Origin of the sequence: Lentzea rhizosphaerae (assembly GCF_042649515.1) — a bacterium.
GTDB lineage: Bacteria > Actinomycetota > Actinomycetes > Mycobacteriales > Pseudonocardiaceae > Lentzea > Lentzea aerocolonigenes.
The window spans coordinates 18,552-36,352 of record NZ_JBHRZI010000044.1; the positions used below are offsets into that span (position 1 = coordinate 18,552).

The window sequence follows — 17,801 nt, forward strand, 5'->3', positions numbered from 1 at the left end:
TGCGCGGCTTCCGCCCGCGCAGGAGCCCGCTCGGGACGCAGGTCGGAGGTTGTGAGCGTGCTCACGACCATCGATTCAGCGTTCTGTCCGGCAAGTTTCCAGACAGTACGGAATTCGTCTGGACCAAAGGGGACGAGAAATGTTAACGCGAACACGTCTCTTGATGTCATCTGAACGTGCTCCCTATGGTGACGGAACGCTCTGTGAGTGAATGCGTGAAAGGAGGCGGTGTGGTCACCATCGCGGACGTCGCGCGGCATGCCGGGGTCGCTCCGAGCACTGTCTCCTACGTCCTCACGGGCAAGCGGTCGATCTCCGCCGGCACGAAGTCCCGCGTCCGGGAGAGCATCAGGGCGCTGGGCTACCAGCCGCACGCCGCCGACCGGGCCCTCGCCGGCAGTCGTGCGAACGTGATCGGGCTGGTCCTGCCGCTGCGCGCGGGCGTGCACCTGCCCGCCGTGACGCGGTTCGTCAGCGCGGCCGTGACGACCGCGCGCCGGTACGACATGGACCTGCTGCTGATGACCGCGGACGACGGCGCGGCAGGACTGCGCAGGGCGGCGAACAGCTCCCAGGTCGACGGCTTCCTGGTGATGGACGTGGAGATGGACGACGACAGGGTGCCGCTGCTGCGTCAGCTGTCGAAGCCGTCCGTCCTCATCGGACATCCGACGGCGGCACGAGGCCTCACCTGCGTGGACCTCGACTTCGAGGCGGCCGGCGCGAAGTGCGTCGACCACCTCGCCGACCTCGGGCACCGCTCGATCGGGTTCCTGGGCGCGCCGAGTGCGGTCTACCGCCGCAACGCGGGCTTCGCGCACCGGACGATGAACGGCTTCAGCGCGGCCGCGATGCGCAGGGGAGTGGCGGCGACGGCGTTGTCCGTCGAGGACGACCACGACTCGGTGCTCCGCGCGGTGAAAGCGCTGATCCGCGCCCACCCGTCGATGACGGCCCTGGTCGTGCACAACGAGGCGGCGCTCGGCTGGATCAGCGCGTGCCTGCGCGCGGCCGGACGACAGGTGCCCGGCGACGTGGCCGTGGTGGCGATCTGCCCGGACGACCTCGCCGAGCAGATGTCACCGCCGCTCACGTCGGTGCGGCTGCCCGCGGAGGAGCTCGGGCGGCACGCGGTGGACCTGCTCGTCGCCAAGCTCGACGGGAAGCAGCCGCCACCGCTGATGCTGTTGCCGCCGCGGTTGTCGCGGCGGGCGAGCACCCCGGATCCGGCTGCTGCTCGGGGTGCGGCCGGCTGAGGCCGGGGTCGGCTGAGGTCGGGTCGGCTGTGCGAGTCGGCTGAGGTTGGCGCGGGTGTGGCGGCGCGGCTGAGAGCCGGCCGTGAAGAGGCGGGCCAGCTGAGATGTGGGATCGGTGAGGAGAGGCGGGCGGTCACGGGAACGGCGTCACGGCTGTGTGGAAATGCGGCCCGCACAGCCCTTGCCGCGGCTCGATGATCGCCTTGGAGGAGTGCGTGTCGCCCGGCGGCGGAGCGGCGGCGCGCACTCCTCTCTTCTTGTCCGTTGTGGACGGAGGCGCTGGCGACTCCGTGCGGCGCCAGTTGAGACGCTACCCCCTGTCCCCGAATCTGCCGGACCTCTCCGTGGTTGACCAGCTCGGGCGCTGTCGACCTCGCGTTCGGATCCGCTGTGGACAGACCCCGACCTCGGCGCCACTCATCTGATCATTGAGATTTCAACCACTCCCCGGCGCATTTGGTTAGCCTTGCCTCATAGGGTGACGTGACCGATCCCTTGCCCGACAGGACTTCCATGCGCTCCCTCACCGGCCTCTGCGCCCTGCTCACCCTCACCCCGTTGCTGACCGGCTGTTTCGTGTCCAGCGGCTCGGGTACGAGTGACGGCTCGGCACGGTTGCGGGTCGCGCTCGCGGTGCCGCCGGTGCAGGCGCTGTCGCCGTTCAGCAACGACGCCACGGTGCTGAGCAAGCTCTCCGTGGCCGAGGGGCTCACCGCGCTGAACGCCGAGGGGGCCGCCGCGCCCGCGTTGGCCACCTCCTGGAGTCGCAAGGACGCGACCACCTGGTCGTTCGAGTTGCGCAAGGCCACCTTCCACGACGGCACCGAGGTCACCGCGAAGTCCGTTGTCGCCGCGCTCGGGCACGCCGCCGCGGCCAAGGTCAAGCCGCGGGTGCTCAGCGACGTGACGCTGACCGCCAAGGCCGAGGACGCCGACACCGTCACGATCAGCACGAACAACCCCGATCCCGTGCTGCCGCTGCGGCTGGCCAGTCCGGCGCTCGGGATCCTCGCGGCGAAGGCCTACGCCCAGGACGGCACGGTGAGTCCCGTGAACGCGGGAACGGGACCGTTCAAGATCACCAAGCTCAACGGGAAGAGCTCGGTGACGCTGGACCGCTTCGACGGGTACTGGGGTGGCAGGGCCAAGGCCCAAGGCGTCGACGTGACCTGGGTGGCCGACGGCACCGCGCGGGCCAACGCGCTGCGGTCCGGTGAGGTCGACGTCGCCGAGTGGATTCCCACCTCCCAGGCCAAGTTGCTGGCTGAAGACACGCGGCACGACGTGCCGTCGGTGCGGACCGACAGCCTGGTGCTCAACACCGGGGACGGGATCTTCGCCGACGCGAGGCTCCGGGCGGCCGCTCGTGCCGCGGTGGACGGGTCCGCTGTCGTCGGGCCGGTCTTCGGCGGGTACGCCGATGCCGCGCAAGGGTTGTTCGGGCCGGCTGTGGGCTGGGCCGCGGACAAGCGGGTCGCGGTGACCGGGCGGGCGGAAGCCGCTACCGACGTGAAGGCCAAGACCGCGGGCAAGACGCTGAGGCTCGCGACCTACACCAACCGGGCTGAACTGCCCGAGGTCGCGACCGTTCTCCAGCAGCAGCTCGAGAAGGCCGGGTTCACGGTGCAGCAGGACGTGCGCGAGTACACGCAGATGGAGGCCGACCTGCTCGCCGGCAGGTACGACGCGTTGGTGTTCTCGCGCGTGACGCTGCTCGACACCGGTGACGCGGTCGCGTTCCTCGCCAGCGACTTCACCAGCACGGGTGTCTACAACATCGCCCGCCTCAAGGACGCGAAGGTCGACCAGGCCATCGCGGCCGCCGCCCAGGAGAGCGACACCGCGCTGCGGCAGCAGAAGATCATGCAGGCGGAGGCGGAGATCCTGCGCACGGACGCCGTGGTGCCGCTGGTCCACGAGAAGGCCGTGCAGGGCATCAGCACGCGCGTCGAGAACGTGGCGCTGGATCCGCGTGAACGGACGCTGATCACCGCCGCGACGCACCTCAGGTGAGCGCCGTCGGCCGGGTCGCGGCCGGGGCCGGCCTGCTCGCGGCGGTCGCCCTGCTGCCGTGGCTGTCCGGCTCCGATCCCGCTCTGGCCGTGCTGCGCGCCCGGTCGGCCGACCAGGACCCCACTCCTGAGCAGCTCGCGGCGGTGCGCGAGGAGCTCGGTCTGGACCAGGGGCCGTTGCCGCACCTCGTGCACTGGCTGGGTGGGCTGCTGAGAGGCGACGCGGGGGTGTCGTGGGTGTCGGGCGCGCCGGTGCTGCCCGAGGTGATGACGGCGTTCGCGGTCTCGGTCACGCTGATGCTCGGCGCCCTGGTGGTCACGGTCGTGGTGGCGGCACTGGTCTGCGCCCGCACGGTGCGGCTGGGCGGACGGTTGCGGCTGCGCCAGGAGAGGGCGGGCGCGGTGGCCGCGTTCCTCGCCGCGCTGCCCAAGTTCCTGCTCGCCTCGCTGCTCGCGACGGTGTTCGCGGTGTGGCTGGGCTGGTTCCCGTCGGGCGGCTGGGAGGGACCGGCCTCGATGGTGCTGCCCGCGCTCGCGCTGGGAGTGCCGTCCGGCGCGGTGATCGGCGGCCTGCTCGACCAGTCGCTGCCCGCCGTGTTCACCGAGCAGTGGGTGCGGTTCTGGCACGCCTGCGGGTTTCCGCCGTCCCACATCGCCCGGCACGGGCTGAGGACCGCGGTGGCGGGCGTGCTGCCGCAGCTGCTGCCGACCGTCGTCGCGTTGGTCGGTGGCGCGGTCGCGGTGGAGAAGATCTTCAACATCCCCGGTCTCGGCAGGCTCGCGCTGGACGCGGCCGTGGCGAGGGACCTGCCGCCGTTGCAGACCGCGACCCTGGTCCTCGTGCTGCTCGGCGTCGTCGCGGGCGTGGTCGTCGGTGCCGTGCGCCGTCGCCTGCTCGGTCCCGCCCTGCGCGACGGCGCCCTGCCCGCGCTGAACCCGCCGGCACTGCGGCCGCACCGCTTCGTCCGCCGGATCGGTGGAACCTGCGCGCTGGTGTTGCTGGCGCTGGTCGTGGCGGGGCTCGCCCGCGACCCGCTGCACGTCGACACGGCGGCCAGGCTCGCGGCACCGTCGATCGCGCACCCTCTCGGCACGGACGCGCTCGGCCGCGATCTGCTGGCCCGGCTGGGACACGGCGCGCTGCGCACGACCGCGCTCGCACTGGCGGTGACGGCGGTGAGTGTCCTCATCGGACTGCTGCTCGGCATGACCGGCCGGGCGGGTGCGGGTCTCACCGAGGTGACCTCGACGCTGCCGGCGGTCCTCGCGGGGCTGCTGACGACCGCGGTCACCGGGCCGTCGGTGTGGGGTGCGGCGTGCGCGGTGTGCCTCGTCGCCTGGACCCCGTACGCCGTCCAGGCCGCCGCGCTGTTCGAGCAGGAACGGGCCACCGAACACGTGTGGGTGTCGAAGTCGATGGGTGCGGGCCCGGTGCACCTGATGCGGCGCAGCCTGTTGCCCGCCGTGCTGCCCGCTGTGGTGCGCAACGCGGTGCTGCGCCTGCCCACCACGGTTCTCGTGCTGGCCTCGCTGGGCTTCCTGGGCCTGGGCGAGCAGCCGCCGACGCCCGAGTGGGGCCGGCTGCTGTCGGAGAACCAGCCGTACCTCGAACTGGCGCCGTGGACCGTTCTCGCTCCGGCCGCGGCGCTGGTGCTGCTCTCCGTCGTCGCCGTCTCGGGAACGACCGGCACAGAGCGAAGGCGGCCACCGCGCTCGGTGGCCGCCTTCACCTCAACCCCTTGAGGGTGGTTCGATGAACGGCGCATTCGTTCACCTGAGGTGGACAAATGCGCCGTTCATGAAAAAAACTAGGCCTTGGCCCAGCGCTGGTTGGTGCCGCCCTGGCAGGTCGCCACGGTGACGGCGGCGCCGTTACCAGTTCCACCGGACGTCAGGCAGAGTCCTGTTTGGACGCTGGTGATCGTGCCGGTGGTGGTGATGGTCCACCCCTGGTTGGCGCCGCCGTTGCAGTCCCAGATCTGGACCCTGGCGCCGGAGGCGGCGTTGTTGGGCGCGTCGAGGCACTTGCCGGTGACCTGGAGGGTCTGGCCGTTCTGGGTGAACTGCTGGTTGGCGTTGGTGTGGCAGTCCCAGGTGATCATCTGCGTGCCGTTGGCCGTGCCCGCTCCGTTGACGTCGAGGCACCGTGAGGACGCCTCGCCGCGCAGCCGGAACGTGGTCGGGACAGGAGGTGTTTCGCCGGTGAAGAACTTCCACACCTCGGTCTTGACCCAGCTGCGCGCTCCGCTTTCGCACCCTGCGCAGCCGTCCACCGGTCCTTGCTGGTGGCCACCGTCGAACGGTGCCCAGACCACCGGATAGCCGGTCTTGCACCCCGAGTAGTAGGTGGTGATGTGCGTGTTGCTGCCCCGCGCTGGTTCGGGGGCGTTCTGCGGCGTGCAGCCGTTGTTGCGGACCCACCTGTCCCGCAGGGCACGCCCACCGGCGATGTTGTCGCCGAGGCCGTGGATGCCCATGAACGCCACGGGTGCGGTGCCGCCCGCGCACCCGCTGATCTCCCCGCCCGCGATGGAGACGATGGCGCGGAAGACCGTCGGGCGGGCGCAGGCGAGCGCGACGCTCATCCCGGCGCCGTAGCTGAAGCCCAGCGCGAAGACCTGGGCCGTGTCGACGCAGAGGTCACCGCCGATGCGGCTGATCATGTCGTCGACGAACCGGACGTCCTCACCGCCGGAGTTCGCCCAGCCGTTGTTGAGACCCTGCGGTGCGACGAAGATCGTCGAGTTGTTGGCCAGCCGCCGCAGGCCGTAGTGGGCGTAGACGTCGCCGTCGCTGCCACCACCCGCCACCTGCTCGGCCGTGCCGCCGTACCAGTGGAAACCGAAGACCAGCCGGTACTGGCGGGTGTTGTCGTAGTTGTCGGGGACGCTGAGGATGAACGACCGGCTCTTGCCGCCGCTCTGGATCGTCAGCTTGCCGTTGCGCAGGGTGGGAGCCTTGCCGCAGCCGGGAGTGGCTGCCTGCGTGGCCTGGCCCGCGGTGACCGGTGGCGCACTGGCGTTGGCGGCGCTGACACCCGAGAACACGAGTGCCGCGGTGGCCGCCGCGACCAGCCACGCCGTCCTGCGAGGTGTGCCGTTCAGTCGCGTGGTCACGCCTTCACCCAGCGCTGGTTGGCGCCGCCCTGGCAGGTCGCCACCGTCACGGACGCGTTGTTGGCCGTGCCGGTGGAGGTGAGGCAGAGTCCTGTTTGGACGCTCGTGATCGTGCCGCTGGTCGTGACGTTCCAGCTCTGGTTGGCGCCGCCGTGGCAGTCCCAGATCTGGACCCTGGTGCCGGAGCCGGCGTTGTTGGGTGCGTCCAGGCACTTGCCGAGGACCTGGAGGGCCTGGCCGTTCTGCGTGAACTGCTGGTTGGCGTTGGTGTGGCAGTCCCAGGTGATCAGCTGGGTGCCGTTGGCGCCGGCGGCTCCGGTGACGTCGAGGCAACGGCCGGACGCCTCGCCGCGCAGCCGGAACGTCGTCGGGTTCGGAGGTGTCGTGGTGGTGGTCGTGGTGGTGGTGGTCGTCGGGCCGCCGCCGGGAGCGAACTGGGTGATGAACTTCCACGCCTCGCCGGACGTCCAGGTGCGCCAGCCGTCTCCACCGGAGTCGATCGGGCCGGGGGTGTGCCCGCCGTCGAAGGCCGCCCAGACGACCGGGTAGCCGGAGCGGCAGCCGCTGTAGTTGGTGATGATGTGCGTACGGCTGCCCGGGCCCGGTTCGGGTGCGTTCTGGGCTGTGCAGCCGTTGTTGCGGACGAACCGGTCGCGCAGCCCGCGCCCGAGCCCGATGCCGAGCACGTTGTCGCTGATGCCGTGGATGCCCATGTAGCCGATGGGCTGGGTGCCGCCGCTGCAGCCGCTGAGCTCGGCACCGGAGTACACGACGACGGCGCGGAACACGTTGGCGCGGGAACAGGCGATGGAGTACGACATGCCGCCGCCGTAGCTGAAGCCGCCGGCGAAGCGTTGCGTGGTGTCGATGCACAGGCTGTTGTCGAGCAGGCGGGTGAGGTCGTCGATGAACGTCAGGTCCTGCCCACCGGGGTTGGCCCAGCCGTTGCCGTTGCCCTGGGGAGCGACGAAGATCGTGCTGTTGTTCGCGGCGTCGGACAGCCTCCGGAGCCCGTAGTACGACCAGTTGTAGCCGTCGGTTCCGCCGGAGTCGACGTCGTTGGCGGTGCCGCCGCGCCAGTGCAGTCCGATGAACAACCGGTACTGGCGGTTGTTGTCGTAGCTCGGGGGCAGCCTCAGGATGTAGGAGCGGTTCTGCCCACCGCTGTTGATGGTGTGCTGGCCGCTGTTCAGTGCGGGTGCCTTGCCGCAGCCCGGCGTGGCCGCGCTGGTGCCGACGTGACCGTCGGGTGTGGTGCCGCCGAGCGCGATTCCGGCCGCGCCGAGGAAGACCACGGCACTGGCCGCGGCCAGGGCGATCACGATCCTATGCCGGGACATGGCAGGGCTCCTTGTGCTGGTGGAACATCGTTGTCCCCTTCGTTCATCACACTGGCGGCGGAGTGGTGAGGGCGGCCCCCGCTGCTGGAGACCGCCCTCACCCGTCTTCGAGCTAGGCCTTCGCCCAGCGCTGGTTGGTGCCGCCCTGGCAGGTCGCCACCGTCACGGCAGCGCCGTTGGCGGTACCGCCCGAGGTGAGGCACAGTCCTGTTTGGACGCTGGTGATCGTGCCGGTGGTGGTGATGGTCCACCCCTGGTTGGCGCCGCCGTTGCAGTCCCAGATCTGGACCCTGGCGCCGGAGGCGGCGTTGTTGGGCGCGTCCAGGCACTTGCCGGTGACCTGGAGGGTCTGGCCGTTCTGGGTGAACTGCTGGTTGGCGTTGGTGTGGCAGTCCCAGGTGATCATCTGCGTGCCGTTGGCCGTGCCCGCTCCGTTGACGTCGAGGCACCGTGAAGACGCCTCGCCGCGCAGCCGGAACGTCGTCGGCGCCGGCGGCGTGTCACCGGTGAAGAACTTCCACACCTCGGTCTTCACCCAGCTGCGCGCACCGCTCTCGCAGCCCGCACAGCCGTCCACCGGTCCCTGCTGGTGGCCACCGTCGAACGGTGCCCAGACCACCGGATAGCCGGTCCTGCAGCCTGAGTAGTAGGTGGTGATGTGGGTGCGGCTGTTCGGTCCCGGTTCGGGGGCGTTCTGGGGCGTGCAGCCGTTGTTGCGCACCCACCGGTCGCGCTGGCCGCGGCCCGAGCCGATGTTGTCGTTGATGCCGTGGATGCCCATGTAGGCCACGGGCGCGGTGCCGCCGGCGCAACCGCTGATCTCGCCCGGTGACGCGATGGCCGCGATGGCGCGGAACACGGTCGGGCGGGAACACGCGAGCGAGATGCTCATGGCACCGCCGTAGCTGAAGCCGAGCGAGAACCGTTGCGCGGTGTCCACGCAGAGGTCGTTCTCGATCCGGCGGAGCATGTCGTCGACGAACGTGACGTCCTCACCGCCGGAGTTCGCCCAGCCGTTGCCGATGCCCTGCGGCGCCACGAAGATCGCCGAGTTGTTCGACAGCTGCTTCAGGCCGTAGTGGGCGTAGACGGCGCCGTCGCTGCCGCCGCCCGCCACCTGGTCCGCGGTGCCGCCCCACCAGTGGAAGCCGAAGACCAGCCGGTACTGGCGGGTGTTGTCGTAGTTGTCGGGGATGCTGAGGATGAACGAGCGGTTCTTGCCGTTGCTCTGGATGGTCTGGTTGCCGTTGCGCAGTGTCGGTGCCTTGCCGCAGCCCGCGGTCCCGGCGAGGACCGCGGGCGATTCGGCCGCGGGTGTTTCGGCCGCGGCGACGCTGACGCCGGCGAAGGCCAGCGTGACGGCCGCGACCAGCGACCACGCTCGTTGAATGGTGTTCCGTTGCATGGGTTTGTTCGCACTCCCTGTGGTCGTGGTCAGGCGACTGCGCACGTCTTGCCGTTGAGGGCGAACGACGTTGGTGCCGCGGCGTTGCCGGTGTGGGTGGCCTGGAAGCCGATGCTGATCGAGGCGTTGGGCGCGATGTCGGGGTTGTAGTTGACGTTCTTCGCCGTCACCTGACCCGACGTGGGGGAGTAGGTGGCGCTCCAGCCGCCCGTGATGGTCTGCCCGCCGGGCAGGGTGAAGACCAGCGACCACCCGTTGATCGGTGCGGTGCCGGTGTTCGTGATGGTGATCTCCGACGTCAGCCCGGTGTTCCAGGCGTTGATCTTGTCGCTGACCCGGCACTCCGCATCACCGGGCGGGTTCGTCGTCGTGGTGGTGGTGGTGGTGGTCGTCGTTGTGGAGGTCGGGTCGGTGCCACCCGTGAACTGGGTGATGAACTTCCACGCCTCGCCGGACGTCCAGGTCCGCCACCCGTCGCCGCCGCCGTCGACGGGTGCCGGAGTGTGACCGCCGTCGAACGCCGCCCACACCACGGGATAGCCGTCCCGGCAACCGCTGTAGGCCGTGACGACGTGGGTCCGGCTGCCCGCGCTCGGTTCGCGCGGGTTCTGGGCTGTGCAGCCGTTGTTGCGCACGAACCGGTCGCGCAGGCTGCGGCCCTGGCTGATGTTGAGCACGTTGTCGCTGATGCCGTGGATGCCCATGTACGCGATGGGCTGGGTACCGCCGCTGCACCCGCTGAGCTGTGCGCCGGAGTAGACCACGACCGCGCGGAACACGTTGGCCCGTGCGCAGGCGATCGCGTTGGACATGCCGCCGCCGTAGCTGAAGCCGCCGGCGAAACGTTGGGCCGTGTCGACGCACAGGCTGTTGTCGAGCAGCCGGACCAGGTCGTCGATGAACGTGAGGTCCTGGCCGTTGGGGTTGGCCCAGCCGTTGCTGTTGCCCTGGGGCGCGACGAAGATCGTGCTGTTGTTGGCGGCGTCGGAGAGCCTGCGCAGTCCGTAGTACGACCAGTTGTAGCCGTCTGCGCCGCCGGAGTCGACGTCGTTCATCGTGCCGCCGAGCCAGTGCAGGCCGACGAACAACCGGTACTGCCGGTTGTTGTCGTAGCTCGGGGGCAGCCGCAGGATGTACGAGCGGTTCTGCCCACCGCTGTTGATGGTGTGCTGGCCGCTGTTCAGCGCGGGTGCCTTGCCGCACCCCGCCGTTCCCGCCGCCGCGGTGACGTGGCCGGGGGTGGTGCCGCCGAGTGCGATGCCCGCCGCGCCGAGGAAGACCACGGCGCTGGCGGCGGCGAGAGCGATCACGATTCTATGCCGGGACATGGCAGGGTCCCTCGTGCTGGTGGAACATCGTTGTCCCTTCGGTGGTCAGACTGGTTGGACTTGGAAGCGCTGGTTCTCGGCTCCGCTCTGGGTCCACTGGGAGACGCGGGCACCGTCGGCGGCCGAGGCCTGCCAGACGTCCATGGCCAGGCCGCTCTGCCGGTTGAGCAGGCTGATCACGCCGCCGCCCTGGTCGACCACGCGCCACTGCTGGTTCGTCGCGCCGGTGTCGGCCTGCTGGGTGATGTCGGCGCCGGTGCTCGAGCTCGCGACCTGGAGCACGAGACCGCTGTGCCTGGCCCGGATCCGGTAGAAGCCGCCACCGGAGTCGAGGAAGTCGAACTGCTGGTTGAGCCCGGTGGTCTGGGACCACTGCTGAAGCACCGCGCCCGGTGCGGTGGACACGCCGCTGATGTCGGCGTACTTCCCGCTGTGCCGCGCGACGAGCCGGTAGTACACGCCCGGCCGCACGATCGGCTCGGATCCGGTTCCCTTGCCGGACGCGCGGTAGACGTGTCCACTTTGGACCGCGAACGTCACGACGTCGGGCTCGGGCTTCGTCGGCTGGACCGCGGTGCCGGTCGTCGTGTCCTGCAGCTCGAACGTGCCGGTGAAGATCCGGTTCCTGATGCGGACGGTGCCGTCGCGGTCGGGCGTGACCGACAGCGTGACCGCACCGTCGGCACCCCAGGTCGCGCCGACGGTGTGGCCGCCGCGTCCGCGCAGACCGGTGACACTGCCCGCGGGCCAGGCCGGTGGCAGCGCCGGCAGCACGTGGAGCTCGCCGTTGTGGCTGTGCAGCAGCATTTCCGTGATGCCGGACGTCGCGCCGAAGTTGCCGTCGATCTGGAACGGCGGGTGCAGGTCGAACATGTTGGGCGCGAGGCGCTGGGTCGTCACCAGCGACCGCAGCAGGTCGTGCGCCCTGGCACCCTCCTCCAGCCGGGCCCAGAAGTTGATTTTCCAGGCCAGCGACCACCCCGTGCCCGCGTCACCGCGCAGCTCGAGCGTCCTGCGGGCCGCGGCGTGCAGCTGGGGAGTGCCGCGTTTGGTGATCTGGTTGCTCGGGTGCAGGCCGTAGAGGTGCGACACGTGCCGGTGCTCGCGTTCGGTCTCCACCCAGTCGTACAGCCACTCCATCACGTTGCCCCGCGAGCCGACCTTCGTCGGGGCGAGCCGTTGCCGGGCCGCCCGCACCTGGGTGCGGAAGTCGGCGTCGACACCGAGGACCTCCGACGCGGAGGCGCAGCCGTCGAACAGGTCGCGGAGGATCTGCATGTCCATCGTCGGCCCGGCGCACACGCTGGCGTTCGCGTGGTGGTTGAGCTCCGGCGAGTTCGACGGGTTGGTGACGAGGAAACCGAGGCTCGGCTCCGTGACGAGGGTGTCGAGGAAGAACTGCACGCACCCCTTCAGCGCCGGGTAGTACGTGCGCAGGAAGGCCACGTCGCCGGTGAACAGGTAGTGGTCCCAGATCAGCGTCGAGAGCCACGCGCCACCGGTCTGCCACATGCCGGCCGCCGCGAAGTCCACGACCGAGGAACCGCGCCAGGCGTCGGTGTTGTGGTGGGTGACCCAGCCGCGCGCGTTGTACTGCACCTGGGCCGTGCGGGCGCCGGTGACCGTGAGGTCGTTGACCATGCGGAACACCGGCTGGAAGCACTCGCCGAGGTTGGTGGTGTCCGCGGGCCAGTAGTTCATCGGCAGGTTGGCGTTGATGGTGAACTTCGAGTCCCACGACGGGCTCATCTGGTCGTTCCAGATGCCCTGCAGGTTCGCCGGTTGCGAACCCGGCCGGGACGAGGAGATCAGCAGGTACCTGCCGTACTGGAACAGCAGCACGGAGAACTGCGGGTCGTTCGTGCTCGCGTGCCGGGTGATCCGGACGTCGGTCGGCTGGTCGGCCGCCGCCGTCCGGCCGAGGTCGAGCGTGACCCTGCCGAACAAGGCCTGGTAGTCGGCGACGTGACGGCCGCGCAGGGTGTCGTAGGGGACACCCTGCGCGGCATTGAGGCGACCGCGGGCGATGCCCAGGTGGTCGCCGTTGACCGTGCGGAAGTCGACGTAGCTCGTGGCGATGGAGATCAGCAGCGTCACCGCGTTGGCGTTCGCGACGCGCAGGGTTCCGCCCGAGCTCGTGGTGGTGCCGCCTTCCGTCACGGCTTTGGCCAGTGCGGCGAACCGGACCGCGCCCGCGACGCCGCGGTGGGTGCCGGAAACGCCGTCGAGCTGGATGGTCGTGCCGTCCACAGTGGACGCGGACGCTCGCTGCGGAGTGCTGAACGACGCCGTGAACGAGATCGAGCCCGGCGTTTCCGCGGTCAGCCGCATCACGATCACCTGGTCCGGCGCGCTCGCGAAGACCTCGCGCCGGTACCGCACGTTGTTCGCCGTGTAGGTCACGACCGCGGTCGCCGTCGTGAGGTCGAGCGACCGCTGGTATCCCGAGACGGTGGCGGACGGCAGAGCCAGCCGGAGATCGCCGACGGGCTGGTAGGCCATCTGCCCGGCCGGGCTGCCGAGCATCGTCTGGTCGATCAGCGTCTGCGCCTGCGTCCACTGGTTCGAGAACACGAGCTGCCTGATCTGGGCCAGGGCGCCCGCACCGCGCGGGTTGCTGTAGTCGTGCGGGCCGCCCGCCCAGAGCGTGTCCTCGTTGAGCTGGAGGCGTTCGGTGTCGGTGTTGCCGAACACCATCGCGCCCAGCCTGCCGTTGCCGACAGGCAGCGCGCGCAACCAGTCGGACCCCGCCGGACCGGTGTACCACAGCGAGAGGTCGTTGGCCGCTCGCACGTCCGCCGCGTTCGCGCTGGGCATCGCGGTCCAGCCCGCCTGCGTGAGCACGACGCCCGCGCCGAGCTTCATGAGCTGCCGCCGGTTCAGTTCTGACATGACAGTCCGTTCAGCGTGAACTCGCCGGCGGCTGCGGTGTCGCCGGTGTGGGTGGCCTGGAAACCGATCGACACCGAACCGTTCGGCGGGATCTGGGCGTTGTAGTCGACGTTGCGCGCCGTCACCTGGCCGGTGGCGGGGGAGTAGGTGGCGCTCCAGCCGCCCGTGATGGCCTGTCCGCCGGGCAGCGTGAACTGCAGCTGCCACCCGTTCACCGCGGTGCTCGACGTGTTGGTGATGGTGATCGTCTCGGTCAGGCCCGTGTTCCAGGGGTTGACCGAAGCGGCGACCTTGCACCCGTCAGACGGCACCGGCGTGGTTGTGGTGGTGGTGGTCGTCGTCGTGGTGGTCGTGGTTGTTGTCGTTGTGGTGGGCGGGTTGCTGTCCAGGCCGAGGAACGCGATCGAGTAGGCGAGCATGCCCGCCATCGGCAGGTCGTGGCCGACGCCCTGGATGCTGACGCCCTCGACGCCCGTGCCGTACCGGGTGCGCGTCCAGTTCTGCTTCGGCTGGTCGGTGGACGACGGCGTCCTGCTCACCCCGTGCAGGTTGGTCCACTGGTCGAGCTCCTCACCGAAGTTCGGGTACGCCAGCGTGGTGTCGTTCGTGCCGTGCCACAGCTGCATCCGCGGGTAGCGGCCGGTGTAGCCGGGGTACATCGCCCTGGCCTGGTCACCCCACTGCTGCGGGGTCTTCAGCAGGTTCCCGCCCGAGCACTGGCTGTTCCACAACGACCCGTTCGTCGTCGCGAAGCAGCCCGCCGGGACACCGGAGAACGCCGCACCCGCGCTGAACACGTCCGGGTACTCGGCGGCCAGGACGTTGGTCATCATCGCGCCGGACGAGAAACCCGAGACGACGATGCGTGCCGGGTCCACGTTGTAGCGCTGACGCGCGTACGACACCATCGACATGATCCCGGTGGAGTCGCTGCCGCCGTTGCGGCGCAACGCGTTCGCGGTGGACACGTCGAAGCAGCGACCGTCCCGCGTCGCCTCCGGGTAGACGATCACGTACCCGTACCGGTCCGCCGCGGTCACGTAGTCGCGTCCGTTGCCGTTGTGGACGGCGCTCGCGGAACCCGTGCAGTAGTGCACCATCACCAGCAGCGCCGGTCGCGGTGCGACCCTGTCGGGCACGTAGACGTACATGTTCAGGTTGGTGGGGTTGGTGCCGAAGTTCGTGACCCGCGCCAGCGACGCGGCCACCGCGGGCTGCGGCACCAGCGAGAGTGCGACCGCGGCGATCAGCAGCAGCGCGGCCGCGACGAGCGCGGCGATGCGCAGACCGTCCTGGTCGGCCCTGGCGGTCATCGCGCACCGCCGAACTGCCACCAGTTCATGTTGAGCAGATAACCGCTGCCACCGCTGAACCTCAGGTAGAGGTCCTGGGTTCCGGTCAGACCGCTCACCGCGCACGACACCGTGGTCCAGTTCTGCCAGCCGCCGGTGTTGGGCACCGTGCAGCGGCCGGCGAGAGCACCGTTGGGGCCGCCGGTGCGGACCTCGACGGAGCTTCCCGCGACGGTGGACGCCACCCGTGCGGAGAAGGTCGTTGCCCCGCCGCCGAAAGCAACGTTCTTCACCTTGATGTGGTCACCGTTGTTGATGAAGCCGACGTTCATGCCGCCTTCGCTGGCCGCCTCGGTCTCGATACCGCTGCCCCAGGCGATGGTCTCGGCCTCCTGCCGGACGTAGGGGTTGAGCGTGTCGGCCGCCGGCGGTCCCGCCGTGGTCATGTTGATCGTGGGGATGGTGCCGTCGGCGTTGTAGCTGAACTTCTCCACCGCGACGGAGCGGGTGAAGCCGCCACCGCCCTGCAACGCACCGTTGTGGTAGAAGAAGTACGAGCTGCCCTTGAAGTCGATGATGCCGGCGTGGTTCGTGAAGCTGCTGCCCTGCGTGGGCATCACGGTGCCGCGGTAGGTCCACGGTCCGGTGGGGCCGGGCGAGGTGGAGTAGGCGATGAACTCCGAGCAGCACTTCGCCGCGAAGACGTTGTAGTACAGGCCGTTGCGCTTGTAGACCCAGGGACCCTCCTCGTAGAGGGTCGGGCGGTTCGGGTCACCGGTGCGCGTGCCGAACCCGGCAGTGGTCAGCGGGATCCGGGTGATGCCGCCCGAATACGAGATCATGTCGGTGTTGAGCCGGACGTACGAGAGGTTGGGGTTGCCCCAGTACAGGTACGCCTGACCGTTGTCGTCGATCATGACCGTCGGGTCGATCTCGCCGTTCTCCACCAGAGGCCGGCCGAGGGCGTCGCGGAACGGGCCGGTGGGGCTGTCGGACACGCCGACACCGATGGCCGGGCGCCCCGTGGCCTTCGTGACGACCGGGACGTACCAGTAGAACTTGCCGTTGCGCTCGATGGCCTGACCCGCCCACGCGTCCTGCTTCGCCCAGCTGAACGTGGACAGGTTCATGGGGGAGCCGTGGTCGGTCCAGTTGACCATGTCGGCCGACGACCAGACCCGCCACTCCTTCATGGTGAACCAGGTGGAGCCGTCCTCGTCGTGCCCGGTGTAGAGGTAGACCCGTCCGTTGTGGACCAACGGCGCCGGGTCGGCGGTGTAGATGTGTTGCACGATCGGGTTGTCGGCGTGCGCCGGGGCGGCCAGCGTGAGCACCACGCCCACCGCGAGTGCGACTCTCGTCCAGAACCTGCGTTTCTCGGCCATCATCGTCTCCAGGTGGGAGCAGGGCTGCTCCGCGGCGCCCGTCCTTCCCGCGGAGCAGCCCTGCGGTCTGTGGTGCGGTGGAGTCAGTTCGCGGTGCAGGAGGGGTTGAGGTTCGCCCCGCTACCCGTGCCCTGGAAGCCGAACTCGGTGGACTGACCGGCCTGCACGGAACCGTTGTAGTCCACGTTGGACCAGGTGATCGCTCCGCTGTTGCCGCTGCGGTTCGCGCTCCACGAGTTGGTGACCGTGCCGGACGACAGGGTCGTCGCGACCTGCCAGCCGCGCAGCGCGGACGAGCCGGCCGTGACCTTGACCGTGGCGACGAACCCCTCGCCCCACTGGTTCAGCGACACCGACGCGGTGCAGCCGCCGGGGCCAGGACCGTTGGTGGTGGTCGTCGTGGTCGTCGTCGTGGTGGTGGTCGTGGTCGTGGTGGTGGTCGTCGGACCGGGGCCGCCCGCGTTCAGCGCGTTCAGCACGGACGTGTAGGCGGCCTTCTTGTTGCCGCCGCCGTCGAACAGCAACGGGGTGCCGGAAGAGCGCCACGAGTCGGTGTCGCGGATGCCCCACGTCGTGATGCCGGTACACCGCGTCACGGCGAGGCAGGCCCGCGTCACGCGGTCGTAGTTCGACGCCTGGGCGCTGCCGGAGCCCTCGATGTCCAGCTCGGTGATCTGCACGTCGACGCCGAGGTTGGCGAAGTTCTGCAGGGTCGTCTGGTAGTTCGAGGGAACCGGGCTCTGCGGGTTGAAGTGCGACTGGAGACCGACGCAGTCGATCGGGACGCCGCGGGACTTGAAGTCCTGCACCATCCGGTAGACGGCCTGGGTCTTGGCGTGCGACCAGTCGTCGGTGTTGTAGTCGTTGTAGCAGAGCTTCGCCTCGGGGTCGGCCGCACGGGCCGCGCGGAACGCGGCCTCGATCCAGTCGTTGCCGGTGCGCTGGAGGTTCGAGTCGCGACGCGCGCCGCTGCTGCCGTCCGCGAAGGCCTCGTTCACCACGTCCCAGGCGTAGATCTTGCCGCGGTAGTAGGTCGCCACCTTGGTGACGTGGTTGAGCATCGCGTTGCGCAGCGCGGTGCCGGACATGTTCTGCATCCAGCCGGGCTGCTGCGAGTGCCAGGCGAGGGTGTGCCCGCGCACCCGCTTGCCCTGGTTGCGCGCCTGGTTCACGATCCGGTCCGCGTTGCCGTAGCTGAACTGGTTCTGGTTCGGCTCGGTCGCGTCGATCTTCATCTCGTTCTCGGCCGTGACCATGTTGAACTCGCGGTTCAGGATCCCGACGTACGTCGAGTCGCCCAGCTTGTTCGCGGACACCGCGGTGCCGAAATAGCGGCCGCTCTGCTCCGCGGCAGCGCCGAGAGTGGTTGCCGCGTTCGCGTTGGTGGTCAGGATCAACGATGCGGTGATGGTCGCCGCCGCCACTGTCGAAGCAATCGGGACAAGTGACACTGACCTCGATGTCAGTTTCATCTTCCACACTTTCGAAACACGCCCGGGAATGCCGGGAGGGATGGCTGGGATGATCGGATTCACACGTGGACTCCGGTGCGGCGGTGCCGCTTCTCGGTGTGTGCGTTGAAGGTGCCGCCTCGCTGTCACCCGAGGTGTGGTGCCCTGCGGGTGTAGCCACCGGAATCTCGCGTGCGCCCGGGAATGTTCACTGCCGTCTCCTTCACCCACGTGCGCCGTCTCGGAGTGTGACAGCTCCGTGTTCACGCTCACAAGGACTCGGCGGCGCTTTTGCGGAAAGATTGAGCTGAACGGAGTACAAAT

Annotated in this window: 11 protein-coding genes; 3 read left to right on the forward strand and 8 right to left on the reverse strand. The window is 69.5% G+C overall.

What is annotated here, in order from left to right; genetic code table 11:
• Positions 1–230 precede the first annotated feature (230 nt).
• The 3 genes from ACFOWZ_RS40875 (at position 231) to ACFOWZ_RS40885 (ending at position 5,011) form a co-directional block, all read left to right on the forward strand.
• Positions 231–1,256 (forward strand): LacI family DNA-binding transcriptional regulator, encoded by a 1,026-nt coding sequence (locus tag ACFOWZ_RS40875; RefSeq protein WP_030468573.1) that lies wholly within the window; start codon positions 231–233, stop codon positions 1,254–1,256.
• A 483-nt stretch (positions 1,257–1,739) separates the two neighbouring features.
• Positions 1,740–3,269: an ABC transporter substrate-binding protein gene (locus ACFOWZ_RS40880; protein ID WP_382379353.1), complete on the forward strand. Its 1,530-nt coding sequence runs from the start codon at positions 1,740–1,742 to the stop codon at positions 3,267–3,269.
• Positions 3,266–5,011, forward strand: a complete 1,746-nt coding sequence (locus tag ACFOWZ_RS40885; protein ID WP_382379355.1) for an ABC transporter permease subunit — start codon at positions 3,266–3,268, stop codon at positions 5,009–5,011. Before ACFOWZ_RS40880 ends, ACFOWZ_RS40885 begins: the two co-directional genes overlap by 4 nt.
• A 65-nt stretch (positions 5,012–5,076) precedes the next feature.
• Here the strand turns inward: ACFOWZ_RS40885 and ACFOWZ_RS40890 are convergent, their stop codons facing one another.
• From ACFOWZ_RS40890 to ACFOWZ_RS40925, 8 genes are all read right to left on the reverse strand, one after another.
• Positions 5,077–6,384, reverse strand: a complete 1,308-nt coding sequence (locus ACFOWZ_RS40890) for a ricin-type beta-trefoil lectin domain protein (protein ID WP_382379356.1) — start codon at positions 6,382–6,384, stop codon at positions 5,077–5,079.
• Positions 6,381–7,724 (reverse strand): ricin-type beta-trefoil lectin domain protein, encoded by a 1,344-nt coding sequence (locus ACFOWZ_RS40895; RefSeq protein WP_382379357.1) that lies wholly within the window; start codon positions 7,722–7,724, stop codon positions 6,381–6,383. Before ACFOWZ_RS40895 ends, ACFOWZ_RS40890 begins: the two co-directional genes overlap by 4 nt.
• A gap of 112 nt (positions 7,725–7,836) precedes the next feature.
• Positions 7,837–9,129, reverse strand: coding sequence for a ricin-type beta-trefoil lectin domain protein (locus tag ACFOWZ_RS40900; protein ID WP_382379359.1), 1,293 nt, complete (start codon positions 9,127–9,129; stop codon positions 7,837–7,839).
• 29 nt (positions 9,130–9,158) lie between these two features.
• Entirely contained in the window at positions 9,159–10,457 is a 1,299-nt protein-coding gene (locus tag ACFOWZ_RS40905) for a cellulose binding domain-containing protein (RefSeq protein WP_382379360.1), read from the reverse strand.
• A gap of 45 nt (positions 10,458–10,502) precedes the next feature.
• Complete coding sequence (locus tag ACFOWZ_RS40910; RefSeq protein ID WP_382379361.1) at positions 10,503–13,349, reverse strand: glycosyl hydrolase family 95 catalytic domain-containing protein; 2,847 nt, start codon at positions 13,347–13,349, stop codon at positions 10,503–10,505.
• Positions 13,337–14,683, reverse strand: a complete 1,347-nt coding sequence (locus tag ACFOWZ_RS40915) for an extracellular catalytic domain type 1 short-chain-length polyhydroxyalkanoate depolymerase (protein ID WP_382379362.1) — start codon at positions 14,681–14,683, stop codon at positions 13,337–13,339. The genes ACFOWZ_RS40910 and ACFOWZ_RS40915 overlap by 13 nt, the downstream gene beginning before the upstream one ends.
• Positions 14,659–16,026 carry a glycoside hydrolase family 43 protein gene (locus ACFOWZ_RS40920; protein ID WP_382379363.1) on the reverse strand — a complete coding sequence of 456 codons (1,368 nt, stop codon included), beginning with the start codon at positions 16,024–16,026 and terminating at the stop codon, positions 14,659–14,661. Before ACFOWZ_RS40920 ends, ACFOWZ_RS40915 begins: the two co-directional genes overlap by 25 nt.
• A gap of 83 nt (positions 16,027–16,109) precedes the next feature.
• A complete protein-coding gene (locus ACFOWZ_RS40925) occupies positions 16,110–17,498 on the reverse strand; it encodes an endo-1,4-beta-xylanase (protein ID WP_382379364.1) in 1,389 nt (462 codons plus the stop codon).
• Positions 17,499–17,801: the final 303 nt, after the last annotated feature.

Bases quoted from the DNA above. Each gene is read 5' to 3' on its own strand.
- ACFOWZ_RS40925 (WP_382379364.1), bottom strand. From the start codon at position 17,498: ATGAAACTGACATCGAGGTCAGTGTCACTTGTCCCGATTGCTTCGACA.
- ACFOWZ_RS40895 (WP_382379357.1), bottom strand. From the start codon at position 7,724: ATGTCCCGGCATAGGATCGTGATCGCCCTGGCCGCGGCCAGTGCCGTG.
- ACFOWZ_RS40900 (WP_382379359.1), bottom strand. From the start codon at position 9,129: ATGCAACGGAACACCATTCAACGAGCGTGGTCGCTGGTCGCGGCCGTC.
- ACFOWZ_RS40920 (WP_382379363.1), bottom strand. From the start codon at position 16,026: ATGGCCGAGAAACGCAGGTTCTGGACGAGAGTCGCACTCGCGGTGGGC.
- ACFOWZ_RS40910 (WP_382379361.1), bottom strand. From the start codon at position 13,349: ATGTCAGAACTGAACCGGCGGCAGCTCATGAAGCTCGGCGCGGGCGTC.
- ACFOWZ_RS40905 (WP_382379360.1), bottom strand. From the start codon at position 10,457: ATGTCCCGGCATAGAATCGTGATCGCTCTCGCCGCCGCCAGCGCCGTG.